Below are 23,090 nucleotides of genomic sequence, written 5' to 3'. Positions count from 1 at the left end.
GTTATTGCTCTCAATTAACATTGGTGCTTTCAAATATTTTATCTGCAGATGCCGCCACAAAGCCTGTATAGAGTTGACCATCAGCCTTAGGGTAGCGCAATGCAAACTCATAAAAACAGCTCGGAATAGCAACCGTTTTATCATTAAATTCAACGACAACTTGATCGGCCATGGTAGATGATTGTTCTAACAATACATCTGCAGATCCTTTAATCTCGCCTCCCACGGTATTCAATACAAAGCCAGCTTGCTTTAGCGTTTCATTGACAGCTTCAAGGGTATTAAAATTGGCTAACTCATTCACCGAAACAGTGAAGTGATTCGCTCGATAACCAAACGCAGCGACCCAAGCCGCATACTCACTTTCGGCTAATAATTGTTGATATGTTGTATAATCTAATGGCCAGTGCCGTCCAGAGTAGATAAAGTTATCTGCAATAGCCGCCAGCGGATCAATCTGCTCAATTAATTGCTGCACTGTTTTTTGTAACTGCTCACTAAATTCTTCAACTAACAACTCAGATATAAAGACCTTTGGTAGGCTAGCATCAGGATGCTCAAAGTGTTTAGCGACTAGCTTTTTAGCTTCAAACTGATAATCACCACAAGCGACATAGCCCAATGCTTCAAAATGCTTTGCAAGCACACTAAGATTAACCTTAGCAAGATTAAAAGTACGCAGGGCAATATGATCATTAATGATTGGCTGACCTTGCGATAATAGCTCATGAACCTTATCAGCTGATGGCGTCATTTGAATATAATCGAGCCAAAGTTGATTAAATAATTCATTAACCTGTGTATGCATGACTTCTCCTTGAAAATGTCCAAAAAAAGAAGCGCTTCATGCGCTTCTATTGATCATTATAATGTTAGCCCAGGGCTGAGGTTGGCGGGTAACTCAACCTTATCCGCTTCAACAGATGCTACGGGGTAAGCACAATAATCAGCAGCATAATAAGCACTTGCACGATGATTGCCAGAAGCACCTACACCACCAAAAGGCGCAGCTCCTGACGCACCAGTAATCTGTTTATTCCAATTCACAATCCCAGCCCGAATACGTGCTAGGAAATAATCGAAATCTTTACGGTCATCAGCTAACAAACCTGCAGATAATCCATAACGGGTTCGATTAGCTAAGTTAATTGCCTGATTAAAATCGCTATAGCGAACAATTTGTAATAATGGACCAAAATACTCTTCATCTGGTAGTTCGGCGATTGCAGTAACGTCAATCACACCTGGGGACACAAGGCCGGTATTTGTAACCAATTGACTTAGCTCTAATAAACTTTCACCACCTAATAACTGCAATTTAGCTTGAGCTGCTAACATTCCTTGCGCAGCTTGAGCAGAGATCATTGAGCCCATAAATGGCTGTGGTTCGCTATTCCAAGGGCCGACTCTAATCTGTTTCACACTTGCAACTAGCGCGGCAACTAATTCATCACCAGCACGACCTTGCTCAACATAAAGTCTGCGGGCGCAGGTACAACGTTGTCCACTAGAGATAAAAGCAGATTGAATGATTTCATGGACAGCCGCTTTAGTGTCTGTCACCCCTTTTACAATAAGCGGGTTATTTCCCCCCATCTCAAGCGCAAGGATCTTATCTGGATGGCCCGCATACTGTTGATGCAGTACGTGCCCTGTCTGCGAACTGCCCGTAAAAAATAGACCATCAAGCTGCGGATGAGCAGCTAAGGCTTTACCTGTTTCTAGCTCGCCTTGAACAAGATTGATCACACCATCAGGCAATCCAGCAAGTTGCCATAACTTCAGCATCTCTTCTGCTACTTTTGGTGTTTGTTCTGAAGGTTTAAATATCACGGTATTACCCGCAAGTAATGCTGGCACAATATGGCCATTTGGCAGATGACCGGGGAAGTTATAAGGACCAAATACCGCTACCACGCCATGTGGTTTATGACGCAATACAGCCCGGCCGGCAGGAATATCATTTTCGCTTTCACCGGTGCGTTTTTGTTAAGCAGCTGCAGATAAGCCTATTTTGCCTATCATTGCCGCAACTTCAGTCGCGGTTTCCCATAACGGCTTACCCGTTTCTTCAGCAATCACAGCAGCCATCTCTGACTTATGTAGATCAAGCTGCTCGCGATAACGCTCAATAATGGCTAAACGCGCATCAAAACCTAACATAAACCAATCAAACTGAGCAGTTCTAGCAGCCATTACCGCTTGTTCAACTTGCTCGATAGTGGCAGATTTACCTTGCCAAATAATCTCTTGGTTGGCAGGATTCAGCGATTGCATTTGCTCACCCAAACCAGCTTGCCATTGTCCATTAATCAATTGAGTCATGATATCTCCCTACATCAAAAGCGCACGAACTTGCTCACCTTCGCCTACTAATAGCCCATCAGCTAACTCTGGTGTCATATAAATTAATTGTTGTTGTTCATCAACTGCGACTTCGGCTGCAGTAGCACGATAATCAGCTAATTTGGTATTTGCCAATATATAGGTTTGTGTCGGATTATGAGGTGCAATCACGACGGTCAGTAAACAACTCTCTTTAACTGAACGAATATCTTCTAAATGGCATTCAACGGTTGGACCACCATCGAAGATATCCACATAGTTGCGCCACCTAAAACCTTCACCTTCCAGCAATTTTAATGCAGGTCGAGTATTAGGATGAACTTCCCCCACCGCATGCTGTGCAATCTCAGGTAGTAAACTAATATATATTGGGTTTCTCGGCATCATTTCAGCCATAAATGATTTTTGACCTAACCCTGATAGATAATCCGCTTCAATAAAATCAATACCGACAAAATGCTCTTTTAACCAGTCATAGAATGGTGAATGGCCATCTTCGTCACTCATCCCCCGCATCTCGGCAATTACGGTTTTACCAAAGCGTGCTGCATGTTGCGCTAAAAAAAGAAAACGGCTACGAGATAGCATACGGCCATTATTATTCTTACGATAAGTATCTCTTAGAAACAGCGTACATAGTTCAGCCGCCCCCGTATAGTCATGGCATAAGGTGAGTGTTTCTACCTCATTACGCACATCAATCTGCTCAGAATGATAAACCTCGGTACCAATGCGATAATGATAAAAAGCATCGACCATTCCGACAGCGGCCTCAATGCCGCAAGTACCCACAACTTCTCCAGTATCGGTATCTTCTAGCACCATCAAATAACCTTCATCAAAAGGTTTTTCTACTTGTTTATTTATCGATTCTTGAGCACGCTTAATCTTGGCTCGTAGCAAAGCGTCATTTACAGGTAATGACGTAAAACCATGCCCAGATTCCTTAGCAATAAGTAATAATGAATCAAAGTCTGAGTCCCTAATTGGGCGAATGATTAGCATATTTCGATCTCCAGAACGGGATTATTGACCATAAGATATATCAAGGAAGGATTAACCTCCCTTAGATAGAAGGCCATTAAGCTTGCGCGACTTTAGCGACGGCTTGCTCAAATCTTGCTAAGCCCTCAATGATATCTTGCTCCGGAATCACTAATGATGGAGTAAACCGTACGACATTTGCACCTGCAACTAACGACATCAACCCAAATTCAGTGGCAGCTACTAAAAACTCTTTCGCTCGGCCTTGGTATGCTTCATTAACAACTGCTCCAATCAATAATCCCTTACCACGTACCTCACTGAACACATGGTATTTGTCATTAATTTTTGCAAGTCCATCGCGTAGTAGCTGTTCGCGATATTTAACACCCGCTAAGACTTCCGCTTGATTAACTTGATCAAATACCGCATTGGCAACGGCACAAGCCAAAGGATTACCGCCATAAGTTGAACCATGGGTCCCTATTTTTAAATAACTTGCAATTTCAGTTGTGGTAATCATGGCTGCAATAGGGAAACCACCACCTAATGCTTTAGCCGTCGTTAAAATATCCGGTACAATTGGACAATCCATATAAGCATAAAGGTGCCCGGTACGCCCCATTCCAGTTTGTACTTCGTCAAATACAACTAAAGCATTATGTTTATCTGCGAGAGCTCGAACGGCTTTTAGAAACTCCGGTTCTGCATCAATAATACCGCCCTCACCTTGTAAAGGCTCAAGCATAATGGCACAGGTTTTATCTGAAATAGTCGCCTCGAGTGCAGCAATATCATTGTATGGAATATGGGTAATACTTTGTGGCTTAGGCCCAAAACCATCAGAATATGCTGCTTGACCACCAACGCTAACCGTAAAGAAAGTACGGCCATGAAATGCTTTATCAAATGCAATAATTTGATCTTTTTGCTCGCCATATTTATCACGAGCATAACGACGAGCCAACTTTAATGCGGCCTCGTTTGCTTCAGCGCCAGAATTAGCAAAATAAACTTTATCAGCAAAAGTATGTTCAACAAGACGTGTTGCTAACCCTAATGCTTGCTCATTGGTCATCACATTTGAAAGGTGCCATAACTTATTACCTTGTTCCGTTAATGCATTAACTAATGCCGGATGACAATGACCTAAACAACTAACAGCAATACCACCGGCAAAATCAATATACTCTTTACCCGATTGATCCCAAACTCGACTCCCTTCACCTCGAACTGGAATCACTGCTGATGGGGCATAATTAGGAACCATCACGTGATCGAATTGCGCTCGAGTTAACTTGTTATCAATACTCATGCTTTTCTAATTCCTTATTTTGTTGGCGACTTAATTGAGTCGTCTTGTGCTTATTTGCTTTGCTCGCTTAACTTCCTTAATTCGCACTATTATTAACAAAAATGCAACCAAATATCCAGCTATTCACATTTTAACGCTATCAATTAACATCTTAATTTTGCATAATAAATCGACTAACCAGAATAAACAATCGGAATATAATGATGATCACACATAAGCAGTCAAAAAAGATATTTTACAATAGTTTGTAAAATATCTTTGACGAGGAAGAATGTAAAATATACAGAATTAAATCACTGTAAGAAGAAGCTAATCAGCTTGTTATTGAGTCGCCCACTAAAGTAAATCGAATTGATGAAAATTTTGGCCTTGTAGACGTAAATCTTCCTGCTCAGAAATACCGTAATATTCAAATAACATGCGTTTTTCTTTCAAATCAATCTGTTTCGTTTCTTCTAAAATATAGACTTTGGCATAACACAAGGCTTTAGCAATAATCTTGCCTTCATCAGAATATTCTTCAACACAATTAGCGCTACTAAATTCTTTTAATGTTTGCGTTATTGGATTGGTGCCAAAACCAACTTGTTCCAATAGTTTCCAAGTGAGATCACCCGCTTTTTCATCCACATTATGATAAATATCGGCGGTAGGAAAACTAGTCGCAAGTACTGAATCATAAATTTCTTTATCTTTATAACCGATTGATTCTCTTAACCAGTTTCCCCATAAATGATCATAAACTGATGCACAGTTACGCAATACTGCGAGCATCCCCAGCTGATTAACTAAACCGCAAATATAAAAATAACGTTCATTTAAATTATGCAATTTAGCCAAGGCACCAGCAGCAATAGCGGCAACTAAGCAATAACGCCATAATTTACGACTACTTCTGGCTAAACTATTTTGATTGTGGGGAAACCAATGTTGAAACACATAGAAGGGTAAAATCGATGCCAAGCTTTCAATACCAATAAAGCTTAACACTAGTTGAGTACCAGTTATTTTAACATCATTAGCATCATCACGACGGCTACGATAAGAAGGGCTATTGACCAATTTAGTAAAATCTTCAACCAACCAATCAACTTGCTCAACTAAAGGCCTAATCTTTTTAAATTCAAGATTCTCTTTGCTCACTAAAAATAACAACTCTAATTGGATTTGTTTCACATCAATGTGCTCAAACACTAAACTAGGTCGTGAAAACTGGATACCAACTTCATGGTTGAATGTTTTATAAAAACTACCAGTAATGGCTTCAAATACTTCTTTTGCCTTACGCTGTTTTGCCATTCTAGCCATTACGGCTTCACGCTCAATATCAAGTTTGAAGGACTCTTCATCTATATCCTCCTCTTCTTCCATATCAAGCTGTTTACGGCCAACAAGTACTTGTTTAAAGAAACGTTCTTCAAAATCAATAACTTCAAACGGTTTCTCGGTAATCACTGGTATATCGGTCATTGGCTATCCCTAAGTAATGACATTTACTATTTTATCGGTCAAATTTGATAATACATGAGCAATGTTCCAATAAAAAGACCTACAAAAGTAGGTCTTAACAATGGTTACTGAGCAGGTTTTAACTCTTGTTCGAATAATTTATAGATACGTCGATATTCGTCTAACCAACTTGAGGGCTGTTTAAACCCATGCGGTTCAACAGGGTAAATTGCTATGTCAAACATAGGTTTCTCAAGCTCAATTAAGCGTTGCACTAACCGTACACTATCCTGAAAAAACACATTATCATCCAACACACCCGTCATTATTAGTAAGGGTTGCTGCAGTCCTTCAGCAAACTCTATTGGAGAACTACGCTCATAAGCGATAGCATCAATATCAGGCGTATTTAGAATATTACTAGTATATGGCGCATTATAATGAGCCAGTCTGTCACAGGCCGTAAGGCAGCTCCTGCTTGAAATAACTCAGGCTCTGTAAACAGCGCCATAAAAGTTAAAAAGCCACCATATGAACCGCCATAAGTACCGACTCGCTTCGCATCTACATTCGTATGAGCCGCCATCCAATTAACACCATCAGCTAAATCTTCAACTTCTGGATGCCCCATCTGCCGATAAATCGCAGTACGCCAATCACGGCCATACCCTTTAGAACCTCGATAATCCATATCCATCACCACATAACCTTGCTGGGCTAATAAGTTATGGAACATAAACTCCCGGAAGTAACCAGAAAATCCATAATGGGCATTTTGCAAATAACCTGCACCATGATTGAAAATCACCGCTGGATATTGTTTTACATTATTAGCATCGTAGCCTTGTGGCAGATAAACACGAGCATATATATCATCACTGCCATGAGTTGATGGCACTGCCACAACCTCCGGCGATTGCCAAGGATATGCCTTAAATGCAGGACTAGTATAATCTGTCAGCTTTTGTAACTTGCCACCAATGGGTTGCCAATACAGTTCTTCTGGCTCAATCCGCGTTGATGCCGTTAATAATAATGCTTGGCCATTTGGACTTAATTGATAATCCAACACACCTTGCCAATCTGTTAACTGCTCAGTTTGAGTCGTACTCAGGTTCACACGATAAACATTATAAATCCCAGGATGTGATTTATTAGCTTTATAGTATATATATTGACCATCAGGCGAGAGCGTGACATCACTGACAACATACTCGCCTTGGGTTAAGGCCTTCGCGTTGTTATCTTGCGTTTTAAGGTATAGCTGAGAGTATCCAGACTCTTCTGAAAGATAATAAAGCGTATCGCTATTAGGTAACAAACCGAATTGGTTATGGGTGTAGTTAATCCAAGCTTGATCATGTAATCGATGTTCAGTGGTTAACTTACCATTACTTAAATTAACTGACGCTATCCAGCGGTCTTTGTTATCCTGCGCTTCTAGCATGATTGCCACTGTTGATGAATTGTCACCCCAGACAATAGCAGATTGAGACCAGCCCCAATCTTGCATTAATTGCAGTTTACGCGGCTGTTTTTGCGATTGGTATGTCACCCCTTGTGCTTTAGCGTTTTCCAATTTGACCTGAGCCAATACATCTTGATCGTAATCCGTTAACCCCTCTATGGTGACGGGTATCTGCTTATGCAGCTTGATATCAAGTATAATTAAACGTTGCCCTTCGCTCGAGGCTTCAGCAACTCTGGCTCTAGCTGGAACGGGATCGACATATCCCTCTTTAGCAAGGTAGTTAGGCATAATGTCATGTTCACTTCGCCATTTATCATTTTTGCTAGCTAGCGCCACAATAATGTAACGGCCATCTGGTGAAAGACTTTTTGCGACAATACGTTCATCACTGCCCAAATAAAATGGCTTGCTCACTAATGTGGGATCTACAGTATGCAAATGTTGTTGATAAGCCTGTTTTTGTAATGCTTTATCGTGTTCATTAGCAACATAGTTAATGAGTCTATGTTGCTGTTTAGCTAAATAACTGTCTGGTTCTGCAATCGATTTAGGTGGAGTTTCTGTTTTTAAACTGGCAAGTTGTTTACTTAAATTAGTCTTTAAATTAATCGCATATAAGGTATCACCTTGCCAATAACTCACCTTATCATTACCAATAAAGCTCACATCAGACACTTTATTATCAGACTGAGTCAATTGGGTAATTTTATGATTAGTTAACGACTTAACAAACAAATTGCCCTGATAGATATATGCCTTTAAATTGCGTTGTTGATTCAATACGCCATGACGCTGATCTGCAAGATGTAGTTGTTGTAATGACAACTGCTGTGCTTCACCACTTGCAAGCTGTTGCTGATAGAATTGTTTTATAGGTGAAGCGCTCGCTTGCCGATAATAATAAATTGATTGGCCATCATCGGCCCAATAAGCCCTTTGCGCTAACACGCCCATCCAATCAGGGTCAGCCATAATCTGTTTTAAAGTCAAAGGCTGCTCTGCTTGAGGTGGCGCAGCCAAAGTCATATGAGTAGGTTTAGTTTCAATAGACGGTTTAATCGATGTGGTTGTCGCACAACCTGATAATAGGGCTAAAGCAATCATGCTTAAGCTAAAATTACGGTACATTGGTTTCATCATCCTTCCTTCATTATTGTGTAGCTTCAAGAAGAAACCATTCTTAAAGCTTTATTTGCAAACGTTTATATCACAATTTGCAACACAAAAAGGACTCAAATAACCAACAAGGATGATAAAAGTTGTAACTTACAATGGTTGTGAGCAATTTAAGAAGTTAGCTAGCAACTCGTGCCCTTGCTCAGTCAAAATTGACTCTGGATGAAATTGCACCCCAAAAAGCGCCATTTCAGGACAGCTCATCGCCATAATTTCACGACCATATTCAGCATCGTCATACCATGCATCTAATTGAAAGTTTTCTGGAATAGATTCAACCAACAAGGAATGATAACGGGTCACCTGTAAAGGGTTATTCAACTGCATAAACAGCCCCTGACCACCATGCTCTATATGACTGACCTTGCCATGCATAACTCGTTTAGCACGAATCACCTTAGCGCCAAAAACTTGAGCAATAGCTTGATGCCCTAAACAAACTCCCAATATAGGCAATTTTCCCGAAAAATGTTCGATAAGCTTAAGAGAGATACCCGCTTCATTTGGGGTACAGGGACCGGGTGAGATAACAATATGAGTCGGTGCTAAAGAGGCAACCTCCGTCAGACTGATTTCATCATTACGTTTAACCACAACTTCAACACCAAGTTGCTGAAAATATTGCACTAGGTTAAAAGTAAAAGAATCATAATTATCAATCATCAACAACATATATAGCATCCACAAACTGTCTTGGCGGCGATGCTAACACAGCTACTTTAAAGATTCACCTTGAAGCCATAAAACAAACATTGATAGATATAAAAAAACCAGCTCGAGAGCTGGTTTTATTAAGACACTAACGGTCTACTTAACTAACGTTAAATGTGCACGTTTTTTGGGTTGTTCTACCTGTTGAGCCTCAGCTTTAGACTCTAAAGATTCTAATACAGACTCTTCAAACTCTTCTTCTAATACTTCATATGCAGGTTCTAACTCAAATACCGTACCAGCGCCATTTTCTCTTGCATAGATAGCAATAATGGCAGCCATAGGCAGATAAACTAATTGAGGTACACCACCAAAACGTGCATTAAATTGCACAGCTTCATTATCAATGGTTAATTCGCCCACTGCTGAAGAACTGATATTTAATACAATTTGGCCATCTTTAACGTACTGCATTGGCACTTGCGTGTTTTTAACAAACGCATCAACTACCACATGTGGTGTTAGCTGATTGTCCATTAGCCACTCATAGTAAGCGCGCAACAAATAAGGACGGCTTGGGGTTAAATCACTCATTAGATACCCATGCGCATTTCGCGCTCGGCCTCAGTTAGTGATGCTTTAAATGATTCACGCTCAAATACGCGAGTCATATAAGCTTTAATATCTTTGCTAGTACGGCTATCTAATTGCACACCTAACACAGGCAAACGCCATAGTAATGGGCCAAGATAACAATCAGCTAAACCAAACTCTTCACTCATGAAATAAGGCATTTCAGCGAAAACAGGTGCAATAGCAGCTAGGCTTTCTTGTAGCTCACGACGAGCTTCATCAGCACGATCACCTTTCTTAATACGATCAACTAATGAATACCAATCAGAGTCAATACGATGCATCATTAAGCGGCTTTGACCACGTGCAACAGGATATACAGGCATTAATGGTGGATGAGGAAAACGCTCATCTAAGTATTCCATAATAATGCGAGATTCATATAACACTAACTCACGGTCAACTAATGTTGGCACTGTGTTGTATGGATTTACTTCAAGTAAATCTTCAGGCATATCATTGGGATCTACCTGTAACACATCAACAGTTACCCCTTTTTCAGCAAGAACGATGCGCACTTGATGGCTATACAGATCATCAGCACCTGAGAACAGGGTCATGATAGAGCGTTTATTGGCAGCAACAGCCATTGATACCCTCCAGAAATTCTAAAAAACAAACAGAAGCGAGGGGTAAAACCCCTCGCTTACATTATGCGGATACTATAGTTTACCCTTTATTATAGCCTAGTGTACATCCCTCCAATACTCTTTCTTTAAGAGGTAGGCCACAATAAAGAAGATAAATAAGAAGCCAAGCACCCAATAACCCAAACTTTCACGTTCAAGTTTGACAGGATCAGCTGAATAGGCTAAAAATCCGGTTAAATCACGCATTGCCTGATCATACTCTTCAGGAGTCATGCTGCCACCAATAGCCTCTTTAAATCCGACTAAATGCGGTACAATTTGACCATTCACATCTTGCTCCTCATAAATAGGCTCAACATAGCCCTGCATCTCTTGCAGTACATGTGGCATACCTACTAATGGGAAAACACGATTATTAACTCCAAATGGGCGGCTAGGATCGGCATAAAAGCCTTTCAGATATGAATATACCCAATCTTCGCCTCGTACCCGTGAAACTAATGTTAAATCAGGTGGCGCAGCACCAAACCAACGTGCTGCATCGGCATCAGGAATGGCATTTTCCATCAGCTCACCCACTTTAGCATCCGTCAGAATATAGTTGGCTTTCAGTTCATCAATCGGAATACCTAAATCGGTAGCGACACGATCATAGCGCTGGTATTGGGTACTATGACAACCTGAACAATTTTGCTGAAATAACAGAAAACCACGTTGTAATGACTCTTTATCATTGAAATCAATATTGGCTTGCTCAAGCACGACATTACTGCCGCCAGCAGCAAAGACCAACGTTGGTATCAAGGTCACTAATGCAATCAATAATTTTTTCATTAGTTCGTCACCCTCTCTGGTACTGGTTTAGTCTTCTCATTCTTACTGTATATCCATAAGAACAGGAAGAAGCCAAAATAGGTCACAGTAAAGATACGCGCAGCGATAGTTAACTCTGGCGTAGCTGGTACAGCACCTAAGTAACCAAGCACAATGAACGACACAGCAAACTGAGCAATATTCAGCTTGTGCGTTAAACTGCGGTAACGAACAGACTTAACATTACAACGGTCAAGCCAAGGCAGAACGAATAGTACGATGATCGCTAACCCCATCATAATCACGCCACCAAGCTTGTCAGGAATCGCACGCAAAATGGCATAAAACGGAGTAAAATACCAGACCGGTGCAATATGCTCTGGAGTCTTCATTGGATTAGCCGCTTCAAAGTTTGGTTTTTCTAAGAAATAACCACCACCTTCAGGCATAAAGAACAGAACATAACAAAACACGATTAAGAAGCCTGCTACACCAACGATATCTTTAACCGTGTAATAAGGGTGGAAAGGAATACCATCAACAGGCCAACCATTCTCATCTTTATTCTGCTTAATTTCTACACCATCTGGGTTATTAGAACCCACTTCATGCAATGCGATAAGGTGCAAGAAGACCAACACAACAAGCACCAATGGTAACGCTATAACATGTAAGGCGAAGAAACGATTTAAGGTTGCGCCTGAAACAACATAGTCACCACGGATCCATAGTGTTAAATCATCACCAATAACAGGAATAGCACCAAATAATGAGATAATTACCTGTGCTCCCCAATATGACATCTGCCCCCAAGGTAATAGATAACCCATAAAGGCTTCAGCCATTAGCACTAAGAAAATTAACATACCAAATAACCACAATAGCTCTCGTGGTTTTTGGTAGGAGCCATAGATCACGCCGCGGAACATATGCAAATAGATAACCACAAAGAAAGCGGAGGCCCCCGTAGAATGCATATATCTGAGCAACCAACCATATTCTACATCACGCATGATGTATTCGATTGAAGCAAAAGCACCTTCAGCGGTGGGTACATAATTCATAGTTAACCAAATTCCGGTTAATAATTGATTAACCAGAACCAGTAATGCTAATGAACCAAAAAAGTACCAAAAATTAAAGTTTTTAGGGGTGGCATATTGACCCACATGACGGTTGTAGGTCGCCGTCATAGGGATCCGAGCATCAATCCAATCAATTAAACTTTTCATTATGCCTCTCCTTGTTCAAGACCAATCATGACATTGTTATCATCAACGTAATGATGCGGAGGAATAACGAGGTTTAACGGTGCGGGTACGCCCTGGAATACTCGACCGGCCATATCAAATTTTGAACCATGACATGGACAGAAGAAACCTGAATTAACACCTTCTACCTGCTCGCCAAATGAATCGGGCAAATAGGTTGGTGAGCAGCCTAAATGAGTACATATACCCACAGCAATGAAGTATTCAGGCTTAATTGAACGCTCAGGGTTTTGGGCATAACTTGGTTGTTGTGGCTCTAATGAATTAGGGTCCCTTAAATCAGCATCGATTTTGGGTAACTCTGCTAATACAGCATCTGTTCGACGCACAATCCAAACAGGTTTACCACGCCACTCAACACGAATTAATTGACCTGGCTCTAATTTACTAATATTTACTTCCACCGGGGCACCTGCAGCTTTGGCTTTGGCGCTCGGATTCCATGACTTTACAAAAGGTACCGCAACTGCAACGGCACCCGCACCACCAATAACGGCAGTAGCTGCGGTCAGGAATCTGCGACGTCCGGTATCGACTGGCGCATTGCTCATCCACTTATTCTCCCAAAAGGTTTGGAATTTTTATTGTTAGTTACTCAAACTTCAGCACTTTCCACTAGTTAGCTGTAGCAAGTTTGAATCGCGACTCATTATAACGAAAAACTAGATACAGATCATAGTGAAATGACACACTTAAGACACTTTAATTTACATATTTTTAAATACTCATCAAAAAACACACTTATAATTAACATTACCAGCTTTAATATCATTTTATTTTTATCATTCTCGGCAGGAATGTTAATTATTCTCATACCATCAAGAACACAGTCAAACTAACCATTCTACATAAATAAATTCTTTCTAAATTAGATAATTATCTAACTTTTATAAATTTGTATAACTTGGGGCATATTAAAACAACCAGCATTGACTTATGCCGCACTCTTGCTTCACTTTAAAATCATTCAAAAGTTTTAGAGCAAAAAAAACCCAGCCATTGGCTGGGTTTTTATACAAAGTGTCACACTATTTTATAGCAGAACTATTCATATACTTAAAGAACTCGCTATCAGGCTCTAGCACCATCACATTAGACTGGCTAGACTTAAAGCTTGCTTTGTAAGCTTCTAAGCTACGCATAAATGCAAAGAATTCAGGATCTTTCTTATAAGCATCTGCGTATATCTTAGCTGCGATCGCATCACCTTCACCACGAACAATTAAGGCTTTACGTTCTGCGTCTGCCACTTTAATTGTGACATCAGCATCAATTTTCGCACGAATAATTTCAGCTTGCTCACGGCCTTGTGCGCGATGTTCTTTAGCTACCGCTAAACGCTCGGCACGCATACGTTGGTAAATACTGTTACTCACGTTTGCAGGTAGATTGATCTGTTTGATACGCACATCAACAACTTTAATACCTAAGTCAACTGCACTTTCTTCAGCATTTTTAAGGGCTGAAATTTGCAGTTCATCACGGCTACCAGAAACAATTTCTTTAATGGTACGGTGACCGAACTCAGTACGTAAATCGTTACTGATTTTGCGTTGCAATAAGCTTTCAGCTATTGCGGTATTACCACCATTTGTTGATAAGTAATATTTTTCAAAATTATCAATCTTCCACTTCACATAAGAATCAACAATTAAGTCTTTCTTCTCTGAAGTAACAAAACGATCCGCTGCGCCATCTAAAGTTTGAATACGCGCATCCATAAATTTAATTTTATCGATAACAGGTATTTTAAAATGAAGACCTGGAGCATAAACAATTGTCTGACCGTCTTCTTTTAAAACTTTACCAAAGCGTGAAACAATCGCGCGTTCACCTTCATTAACCACAAGTACAGACGATAACGTCAATGCGATTAATATAGCGACAATAATTGCAACTAATCTACTCATAATTACTGTCTCCCTTGGCGAACATCGCTACGCAATGGGCGACTATTAGCAGGCATATTATGAACATCCGCACTCGGTGAATTAATATGGATCTGTTGTGCAGGAGCTTGCTTTAAATGAGCAGGTTGCTGCTGCTGTTGCATAAGCTTGTCTAACGGTAAGTACATCACATTACCACTAGTCTTAGAGTCAATTAACACCTTGTTAGTATCACTCATTACTTTCTGCATCGTATCGATATACATACGTTGACGAGTGACTTGAGGAGCCATCTTGTACTCTGGCAACATCTTTTCAAATCGTGCAACTTTACCTTCAGCTTCTAATATTTCACGCTGCTTGTATGCATTCGCTTGCTGTTCCATACGTTGCACTGTACCACGTGCTTTTGGTTCAACTTCACGAGCATAAGCTTCAGCTTCACGAATGAAACGCTGTTCATCTTCTTGTGCTGAAATAGCGTCATCAAATGCTGCTTTCACTTCTTCAGGCGGACGCGCTGGCAAGAAGTTAACGTCAACAATTGTTAGACCTAAATGGTAAGGTTTAATGATTCGCTCTAGTTCATCCCATGTATCACGACGAATTTTTTCACGACCCGTAGTTAAGATATCGTCCATTTTATTATGGCCAATAACATAACGAAGAGCACTATCAGTCGCTTCACTTAAACTTGAGTTAGCATCAACCACGTTAAATAAATAATCTTTTGGATTACTTACGCGGTATTGCACATCAAGCTCAACTTGAACAAGGTTTTCGTCGGCTGTAAGCATGCTACCAGATGCAGGAATTGAACGTACGGTTTCAATATCAACTGGATAAACTTTATCAATGAAAGTTGCCTTCCATTGTAAGCCTGGTGAAACTTCACCAATATATTGACCGAAACGCAATTCGACACCACGTTGTGCTTCTTTCACGGTGTAAAAACCAGATAAGAACCAAACTATCGCGGCAATCACAGCAACAATGATTAATATAGTTCCGAAGCCTTTACCAGAAGGGCCTTTGCCCTTGCCGCCAAAACGCTTTGAAATATTGCGAAATACATCATCTAGATCCGGTGGTCCTTTATCGTTACCACCTTTATTCCCCCAAGGATCTTGACCCTTGTTACCGGGCTCGTTCCAAGCCATTTAGTACTCCATAATAGGATGAAATAAACGAGATTTAACCAATAACCTAAGCTGTTTCATCTGAAGTTTCAACAACAAAGGTTTCAAGTTCACCTTGACTCTGTTTTGTTAATCGACGCCAGTTGGCGTCAGACAACCGAACAGATATTATACAGTTCCCCAAATCGTCATACGATTTCTGCTGTATTGCATCCAATCGATAAAACTGGCCAAGATAATGCCCAGCGGCTGCTGGAATACTCAAAGTGAGTTCAGTAACGCTCTCACCGATCAACTCAGTAATCGCTTTTGAAACTAACTCTAAGCCTAAGCCTTGCTGAGCAGATACCCAAACCCGTATAGGTTTATTCTCTGCATCATAATCTATTTTAGGCTCAAGCTCTTCTAATAAATCAATTTTATTACAAATTACTAGCTGAGTTATTTCGTCTGCTTCAATCTCTTTCAATACAGATTGAACTTGATCAAAGTTATCTCCCATATTCTCATCAGCACAATCAACCACATGCAGTAGTAAATCAGCTTGACGAGTCTCTTGTAACGTTGCTTTAAAAGCCGCAACAAGGTCATGAGGTAAGTGACGAATAAAACCAACAGTATCCGCTAGAATTACAGCACCATCTTCTAAATCTAATTTCCGTAGCGTAGGATCAAGTGTGGCAAACAGTTGATCGGCGGCATACACATCAGAAGTGGTTAATGCATTAAATAAAGTAGACTTTCCTGCATTGGTATAACCCACTAATGAAACCGTCGCTAAATCACTGCGCTTACGTGCGCGACGGCTCTGTTCTCGTTGCTTATCTACTTTTTCAAGACGGCGATTAATATTTTTAATACGCCCACGTAGTAAACGACGATCTGTTTCCAGCTGGGTTTCACCTGGACCACGTAATCCAATACCACCTTTTTGTCTTTCAAGGTGAGTCCAACCACGAATAAGGCGGGTAGACATATGCCTTAATTGTGCTAACTCAACTTGAAGTTTACCTTCGTGTGTTCTAGCTCGCTGAGCAAAAATATCTAAAATCAGCGTAGTTCGATCTAACACTCGGCATTGACAAACTTGCTCAAGATTACGTTCTTGTGCAGGTGTTAATGCATGATTAAAAATAACTACATTAGCATCAGTGGCAGCCACTAAGGCTGCTAACTCTTCAGCCTTGCCTGAACCTACAAAAAATTTGCGGTCAGGGGATTTGCGACTTCCCGTTATAACACCTACAGAACGAGCCCCTGCGGACTCAACTAACAGCTGTAATTCAACTAGATCTTCACGACTATCTTCATCAGCAAAGTCAATATGAACTAGTACTGCGGATTCACCAGCTTCATAGCGTTCAAACAAAAAGTCACTCTCCAATAATTATTCGTTGCCAGCGTTGTCATCCGGATTAGCTTGGTAACCTTGACCAGCTTGGTGACCACCCACGTTAAATGGACGTGCAGGAACAACAGTAGAAATCGCGTGCTTATACACCATTTGGCTGACAGTGTTCTTTAATAAAATAACAAATTGGTCAAATGACTCTACTTGGCCCTGCAGCTTAATGCCATTTACCAAATAAATAGATACTGGAACACGCTCGCGACGTAGCGCATTCAAAAACGGGTCTTGTAGTGATTGCCCCTTAGCCATATCTTATTTCCTTTTAATTATAAAAATAAATAAATCAAAAAAGTGAAACTTTCTTTTTAGTATTAGTATGATAGCGCAACTAATCAATAGTTGCATTATCGCATAGTGTAACTAAATTATTCTCGGCTCCAGTTTCAAGCCATGTTAGCTCAGGCCAACTACGTAACCATGTTAATTGACGCTTAGCCAATTGCCTAGTTGCAGCTACCCCTTTTTCGACTAAGGTCGAATAATCAAATTCACCATCTAAGTGCTGCCATGCTTGGCGATAGCCAACACAGCGCATTGATGGCAAATCTAAATGCAAGTCACCCCGAGCTTTTAACTGGGCAACTTCATCAATAAATCCTTGTTCTAACATAATGTTAAAACGCTTCTCGATTAATTGATGTAACATCTTACGCTCAGTAGGTGCAATTGCAAACTGACTGACTCGATAAGGTAAAGCGGCACTTTTCGTTTGACTTAACTCAGTCATCGATTTTCCGCTTATTCTATATACTTCTAATGCCCGCGATAATCGTTGCGGATCATTAGGGTGTATTCTTGCTGCTGCAACACTATCAACTTCAGCGAGTAGTTGATGGATATATTCCCAACCATGTTCGTTCGCTTCAGCAAGTATTTGCAGTCTAATCGCTTCATCCGCACTAGGAAGTGGCGATAAGCCCTCTAATAGTGCTTTAAAATACATCATAGTACCACCCACTAATAGTGGGGTTTTTCCGTTCGCAATAATATCATCAATATGCGTGATAGCATCACGTCTAAAATCAGCCGCAGAGTAACTTTCTCGCGGGTCTAGAATATTGATTAATCGATGCGGCCCTCTTGCAAGCTCAGCTGCAGTAGGCTTGGCTGTTCCAATATCCATACCACGATAAATTAATGCAGAATCAACAGAAATAATTTCACAATTATGCTTTTCTGCTAAATCAAGCGCTAATGCTGTCTTTCCTGATGCGGTTGGCCCCATAAGACAGATAATATTAGGCAATTGTTGATTACTCATTTGGTTGTTCTTTTATCCAACTTTGCCAAGGTAACGCCTTAGCTAATTTAAGTACTTCTTGCTGTATTTCTTCGCTCAGCCCCATATAGCCCTGCCAAACTATTTTGGCAGATGTGAATCCTTGCAAACTCTGCTTAGCTATCCATGTAGATAGCGCTTCTTCTGCTGGTGTTTCAAATCTAAGCCACTGCAATAACTCTGGAATCACAAGTGCTAACGGTGTGTCCCTTAGATATGGGGGCACTTTTTTAATTATCAACTGCTTTGCACGTATCTGTAACTCTATACCAAGGCGTGTCAATAATCGCTGTTGTTGGTCAATGGTTTCTTGCCAATCTTGTTCTGCTGAAACTGATACAGGCATTAACAATGGTTGACTGATTAAACCTTGACCCAATTTAGTACAGATTTCATGTTTTCGCACATAAAATGCAGCAGTTTTTATCGATAATAATTTTAAATGACTATCTTCAATAAAAACAAAATAATCACCATCCAATATCGGTGGCGTAGTGACTTCACTTGAGCTGTTTTTCGAGGGTAAGCTTTGATTAAAAGGTGTTTGTAACAATTCGCCATAATTTTGCGCCGCTACGGGTACATTTTGATGCTGCTTTGGCTCGCGTGGATAACTATTACCAGTAAACTTTGTGGCCCCCAAATGGTTGATCACTATATCTGGAACTCACTTGATACTCATCAGTACTCGCGTATGACTTAGGCATCACACTTGAATATGAACTAGTTGATTCAGATACCTGCGGTGATACCGCAACACTATGTTGCTGATTTAGCTCAATCGGTTCATTCTCAAGTAACTGACTTAATGCTGACTGCAGTGCCTGTAAGATAAAGTCATGGACGTAACGGCTTTGATGAAAACGCACCTCATGTTTTGCAGGGTGTACGTTGACATCAACTTGATGCGGCTCAATCGTCAGCATCAACACAAATGCAGGTTGTTCCGTCATACCTACATCGGCAAAAGCTTGTTTAACAGCATGGTTAACCAGTCGGTCACGAATCAAGCGGCCATTCACATAAAAGTAGTGCGTATCTTGCCCAACTACTGCGGCGGTGGGAGATTGTAAATAACCAGATAATGCCAATTCATCATGCTGACAATCCACTTTTAAAGCTGATTCTGCAAAAGCTTTACCACCAATTTGTGCTAACCGCTGCATATACTGAGCTTCAGTAGTTGTAGGCCGAAGATTACGAACTAATTTACCATTATGTGTCAGCGTAAAATGGATATCACTGCGTACTAACGCAATGCGCTTTAACCACTCGTCAATATGAGTAAATTCGGTTTTATCACTTTTCAGAAAGCGTCGGCGAGCGGGCGTATTAAAAAATAGATCGACAACTTCAATTGTACTGCCAACAGGATGCGCTGCAGGTACAACTTTAACAGCCATATCATTGCCTTCAGCATATGCCTGCCATGCTTCATCTTGTTGAGCAGTCTTAGATGTTAATGTGAGTCGAGCAACTGAACTGATACTGGCAAGTGCTTCACCGCGAAAACCAAAACTCATAATCGCATCGAGATCATCCAAACAAGCGACTTTAGACGTTGCATGACGAGATAATGCTAATGCTAAATCTTGTTTTTCAATGCCAACACCATTGTCTCTGATTTTGATAAGTTTACTACCGCCCTTATCAATCTCAATATCAACTCGTGTTGCGCCAGCATCTAAACTGTTTTCAACGAGTTCTTTAACTACTGAAGCGGGTCTTTCTACCACCTCACCCGCAGCAATCTGATTGGCTAATTGTGCGGGTAGAATTTTAATCGCCATACTCAACCTCGATTAGGCACTCGGTATCACTAATGTTTGCCCAATATGCAGTACGTTTGACTTTAATTGGTTCGACTTTTTAAGACTCGCGATTGATACCTTGTAACGTGCAGCAATCACAGAAAGCGACTCACCAGATTTAACTTTATGTTTTAACTTTGCCTTTTGTTGGGCCATATAGGTATCAACTGGAGCATGCGTCTTAAAGTATTTAACAATACCATTATGAATCGCATTGGCTAATTGCTCTTGATGACGGCTACTGCGTAATAGTCGCTCTTCTTGAGGATTAGAAATAAAGCCTGTTTCAACCAATAACGATGGAATATCTGGTGATTTTAGTACTGCAAAACTAGCCGATTCAGGTTTACGTTTATGTAAACGTGTTACATGACCTAAATCACTTAGAATATCGCCAGCGACAGTATGGCTAATTGCCATCGAACGGTCCATTGACATATCTAATAATGTCATAGCCAAATACTGTTCATTATCAGCACTTTGGATAATTTCACCTGCACCACCTAGGAGATCCGAATGCTTCTCTTTCTTTTCTAACCAACGACCAATCTCACTATTAGCACGACGCATAGATAACACCCATACAGATGCTCCGCGAGGCCCTGGTGAAGTAAATGCATCAGCATGAATAGAGACTAAAAGGTCAGCTTTACTCTGTCTGGCAAGTTCTGAACGCTTATTTAAATTAACAAAATAATCCCCTTTTCGAGTCATAACGGCTCTCATACCGGGTGTATTATTAATCTTTTTAGCGACTCGCTTGGCAATTTCAAGTACAACTCGCTTCTCATAAGTCCCTGTTGGACCTATAGAACCAGGATCATCACCGCCATGCCCCGCATCAATTGCAACCACAATATCTCGTAAGCCCTGTTTAGGTTTTACAGTAGGCTTACTCGTTGATGTTTGTTTGCTTGAATTAGCGGAACCGGTTTTAGATTTAGGTTCAATATCGACAACTAAACGGTCACCATATGGCGCAGTTGGTGATAACGAAAACAATTTAGCAGATACTGGTTTAGCGAGATCAATAACAATTCTTAACGACCCCTTCTTCACTGGCTTACTTTGCCGTATCTTCTTAATTAATTTACTGTTATTTTTTAAATGCGATAGATTATATTTAAGTTGAGTGTGCTGTAAATCAACCACTAACCGATCTGGTTTGGTCAAAAAGAAGTGACTATATTTGGGTGACTGACCTAAATCTAATACTACACGGGTAGAATCAGGTGCAGCCCAAACCCTAACACTGTTTAACTTATTGGCAGCAAATGCTTGTACGCTGGTTGTTAAACAGCATATTAAGAAAAAAAATCGAATTAAAGATATAGTTTTTATCATTATTGTTATAGTTGCTTTATTAACTGTTCACCCTGTAATGAGTTGGCGACAAGCGTCATCTCTCTTCCTTGATCAACATATTTCAAATGGATATGCACGTCAGCTTCTGGCAATAAACCAAAACCCTGATCTGGCCATTCTACAATACATAAGCTTTGCTGGGTGAAATAATCACGGATCCCCATAAACTCAAGCTCTTCAGGATCAGCAAGACGATACAAATCGAAATGAAAAACATCCATACCATTTAATTCATATGGCTCAACAATGGTATATGTAGGACTTTTAACAGCACCAGTATGACCTAAACTTTGAATTAGGCCCCGGCTAAATGTCGTTTTTCCTGCACCTAGATCACCAGTTAAATACAAAGTAAATGGCGCATGAATAATTGCTGCGATTTTCTGTCCCATAGCAATAGTTTGCAGCTCGTCTTCAAGCATAACGGTAACACTTGTCATTTTTGCTCTCATATTTTGATATGCCATAGTAGTTCGACAATTTATCATTATCGCTTAAGCCTTACTACAATTAAATCAGCTGCTTCCTATCTGAAATGACAATCAAATACAATCTCAAAAATTTAACAACAAAAAAGGGAATGTTCATTCCCTTTTTTGTTACAAATTAAGAATCTTAAAGGTCATCCATTCGCAAGCTACTATGTACCAAACGGTGTAAATGATTTCTTTCAACTTGAGCAAGATTAAGCAACATATTACGTGTGTTCTCACAATGAGAACTTGAAGCCGTAGTTTCAATTAACTCAATCAAACTATTTTCAAGACTCATGTGTAAATCAAGTACCTGATCACAAGTCATGTCAGAGGCTAAATTAAAAGTCTCACACCGTTTGATAAAATCTTCAAAAATAATATCTTTATACCAAGTATCGAGTAATTTAGGCGGGGCACTATCAATATAATCAGCAAGCTGTGTAGCTACCTCTTTTTCATGGAACTGATAATACTCTAATAATAGTTTTACGCGTGGTGACTCAGCATAACTATCTAGCCGTGCGTATAACGTTGACATTGCATATCTGCATTCAATGACATATTGCAATAATTCTCTTAGCTGTTGTATCCGCATAAAAACTCCATCCTTGATCCATGCTGATATTAAGTATGCTAATAAACCCATTATCATTATTTGTCACACATCAAATATTTGCATAAAAAAACGGCAAAAAACCAATAGTCAACTTTAGTACTAGCCGCTATCTTTGATAATAATACCAATCTAAATATATGATCAGAATGTCGATATAGATCTATACGTCTAGATTAGATGACTCTAGGCATATCATTTAAGGACCTCGTCATTATAAATTTTTAGAATGATCAGTTTATTTTACAGATTGGTATAAGAGGTTATGGTGAAATCGAATACAGTTGTAATACATAAACAACAGCAACAAGCCGTAATTTATCGTTTAGTGACTAATCAGATAGCGATAGTAAAGCAGACTAATTTATGAAGGTATAAGTTGGAATTATTTGGACAAGAGGATATTAG

The 23,090-nt window shown here is 40.1% G+C and carries 18 protein-coding genes and 3 pseudogenes; all 21 read right to left on the bottom strand.

The window, feature by feature from the left end; translation table 11 throughout:
- Positions 1-10 precede the first annotated feature (10 nt).
- Entirely contained in the window at positions 11-808 is a 798-nt protein-coding gene (locus JCM15074_RS08610) for a DUF1338 domain-containing protein (protein WP_025820832.1), read from the bottom strand.
- Positions 809-864: 56 nt separating this feature from the next.
- A pseudogene (gene astD / locus JCM15074_RS21590) lies at positions 865-2,325 on the bottom strand (succinylglutamate-semialdehyde dehydrogenase).
- Between the two features lie 9 nt (positions 2,326-2,334).
- Positions 2,335-3,351 carry an arginine N-succinyltransferase gene (gene astA / locus JCM15074_RS08600; protein ID WP_025820831.1) on the bottom strand — a complete coding sequence of 339 codons (1,017 nt, stop codon included), beginning with the start codon at positions 3,349-3,351 and terminating at the stop codon, positions 2,335-2,337.
- A 76-nt stretch (positions 3,352-3,427) separates the two neighbouring features.
- Positions 3,428-4,645, bottom strand: a complete 1,218-nt coding sequence (locus JCM15074_RS08595) for an aspartate aminotransferase family protein (protein ID WP_025820830.1) — start codon at positions 4,643-4,645, stop codon at positions 3,428-3,430.
- Positions 4,646-4,981: 336 nt separating this feature from the next.
- Positions 4,982-6,115 carry an HDOD domain-containing protein gene (locus JCM15074_RS08590; RefSeq protein WP_025820829.1) on the bottom strand — a complete coding sequence of 378 codons (1,134 nt, stop codon included), beginning with the start codon at positions 6,113-6,115 and terminating at the stop codon, positions 4,982-4,984.
- 104 nt (positions 6,116-6,219) lie between these two features.
- Positions 6,220-8,702 (bottom strand): annotated as a pseudogene (locus JCM15074_RS21585) (S9 family peptidase).
- A 129-nt stretch (positions 8,703-8,831) separates the two neighbouring features.
- The gene (locus tag JCM15074_RS08580; protein ID WP_025820828.1) at positions 8,832-9,413 is read right to left on the bottom strand and encodes an aminodeoxychorismate/anthranilate synthase component II; all 582 of its coding nucleotides are present in this window, start codon (positions 9,411-9,413) and stop codon (positions 8,832-8,834) included.
- Positions 9,414-9,548: 135 nt separating this feature from the next.
- Positions 9,549-9,986 carry a ClpXP protease specificity-enhancing factor gene (locus tag JCM15074_RS08575; RefSeq protein WP_025820827.1) on the bottom strand — a complete coding sequence of 146 codons (438 nt, stop codon included), beginning with the start codon at positions 9,984-9,986 and terminating at the stop codon, positions 9,549-9,551.
- Positions 9,986-10,615, bottom strand: a complete 630-nt coding sequence (sspA, locus tag JCM15074_RS08570) for a stringent starvation protein SspA (protein ID WP_025820826.1) — start codon at positions 10,613-10,615, stop codon at positions 9,986-9,988. Before sspA ends, JCM15074_RS08575 begins: the two co-directional genes overlap by 1 nt.
- Before the next feature lie 96 nt (positions 10,616-10,711).
- Positions 10,712-11,449: a cytochrome c1 gene (locus JCM15074_RS08565; RefSeq protein ID WP_025820825.1), complete on the bottom strand. Its 738-nt coding sequence runs from the start codon at positions 11,447-11,449 to the stop codon at positions 10,712-10,714.
- Complete coding sequence (locus tag JCM15074_RS08560; RefSeq protein WP_025820824.1) at positions 11,449-12,663, bottom strand: cytochrome b; 1,215 nt, start codon at positions 12,661-12,663, stop codon at positions 11,449-11,451. Before JCM15074_RS08560 ends, JCM15074_RS08565 begins: the two co-directional genes overlap by 1 nt.
- Positions 12,660-13,250 carry a ubiquinol-cytochrome c reductase iron-sulfur subunit gene (petA, locus tag JCM15074_RS08555; RefSeq protein ID WP_025820823.1) on the bottom strand — a complete coding sequence of 197 codons (591 nt, stop codon included), beginning with the start codon at positions 13,248-13,250 and terminating at the stop codon, positions 12,660-12,662. The genes JCM15074_RS08560 and petA overlap by 4 nt, the downstream gene beginning before the upstream one ends.
- 477 nt (positions 13,251-13,727) lie before the next feature.
- The gene (gene hflC / locus JCM15074_RS08550; RefSeq protein WP_025820822.1) at positions 13,728-14,609 is read right to left on the bottom strand and encodes a protease modulator HflC; all 882 of its coding nucleotides are present in this window, start codon (positions 14,607-14,609) and stop codon (positions 13,728-13,730) included.
- Positions 14,610-14,611: 2 nt separating this feature from the next.
- The gene (gene hflK / locus JCM15074_RS08545) at positions 14,612-15,748 is read right to left on the bottom strand and encodes an FtsH protease activity modulator HflK (RefSeq protein WP_025820821.1); all 1,137 of its coding nucleotides are present in this window, start codon (positions 15,746-15,748) and stop codon (positions 14,612-14,614) included.
- Between the two features lie 46 nt (positions 15,749-15,794).
- Entirely contained in the window at positions 15,795-17,096 is a 1,302-nt protein-coding gene (gene hflX / locus JCM15074_RS08540; RefSeq protein ID WP_025820820.1) for a ribosome rescue GTPase HflX, read from the bottom strand.
- Positions 17,097-17,114: 18 nt separating this feature from the next.
- A complete protein-coding gene (hfq, locus tag JCM15074_RS08535; RefSeq protein ID WP_025820819.1) occupies positions 17,115-17,387 on the bottom strand; it encodes an RNA chaperone Hfq in 273 nt (90 codons plus the stop codon).
- A gap of 79 nt (positions 17,388-17,466) precedes the next feature.
- Positions 17,467-18,399: a tRNA (adenosine(37)-N6)-dimethylallyltransferase MiaA gene (miaA, locus tag JCM15074_RS08530; protein WP_025820818.1), complete on the bottom strand. Its 933-nt coding sequence runs from the start codon at positions 18,397-18,399 to the stop codon at positions 17,467-17,469.
- Positions 18,392-20,207 (bottom strand): annotated as a pseudogene (gene mutL, locus JCM15074_RS25605) (DNA mismatch repair endonuclease MutL). The gene miaA and the pseudogene mutL overlap by 8 nt, the downstream one beginning before the upstream one ends.
- 12 nt (positions 20,208-20,219) lie before the next feature.
- Positions 20,220-21,572, bottom strand: a complete 1,353-nt coding sequence (locus JCM15074_RS08520; protein ID WP_025820817.1) for an N-acetylmuramoyl-L-alanine amidase — start codon at positions 21,570-21,572, stop codon at positions 20,220-20,222.
- Positions 21,573-21,577: 5 nt separating this feature from the next.
- Positions 21,578-22,033, bottom strand: a complete 456-nt coding sequence (gene tsaE / locus JCM15074_RS08515) for a tRNA (adenosine(37)-N6)-threonylcarbamoyltransferase complex ATPase subunit type 1 TsaE (RefSeq protein WP_025820816.1) — start codon at positions 22,031-22,033, stop codon at positions 21,578-21,580.
- A 175-nt stretch (positions 22,034-22,208) separates the two neighbouring features.
- The gene (locus tag JCM15074_RS08510; protein WP_025820815.1) at positions 22,209-22,664 is read right to left on the bottom strand and encodes a ferritin family protein; all 456 of its coding nucleotides are present in this window, start codon (positions 22,662-22,664) and stop codon (positions 22,209-22,211) included.
- Positions 22,665-23,090 lie beyond the last annotated feature (426 nt).

The organism is Shewanella marina JCM 15074 (assembly GCF_000614975.1).
In the GTDB taxonomy this organism is placed as follows: Bacteria; Pseudomonadota; Gammaproteobacteria; order Enterobacterales; family Shewanellaceae; genus Shewanella; species Shewanella marina.
This window is presented reverse-complemented; position numbering and strand designations above follow the sequence as displayed.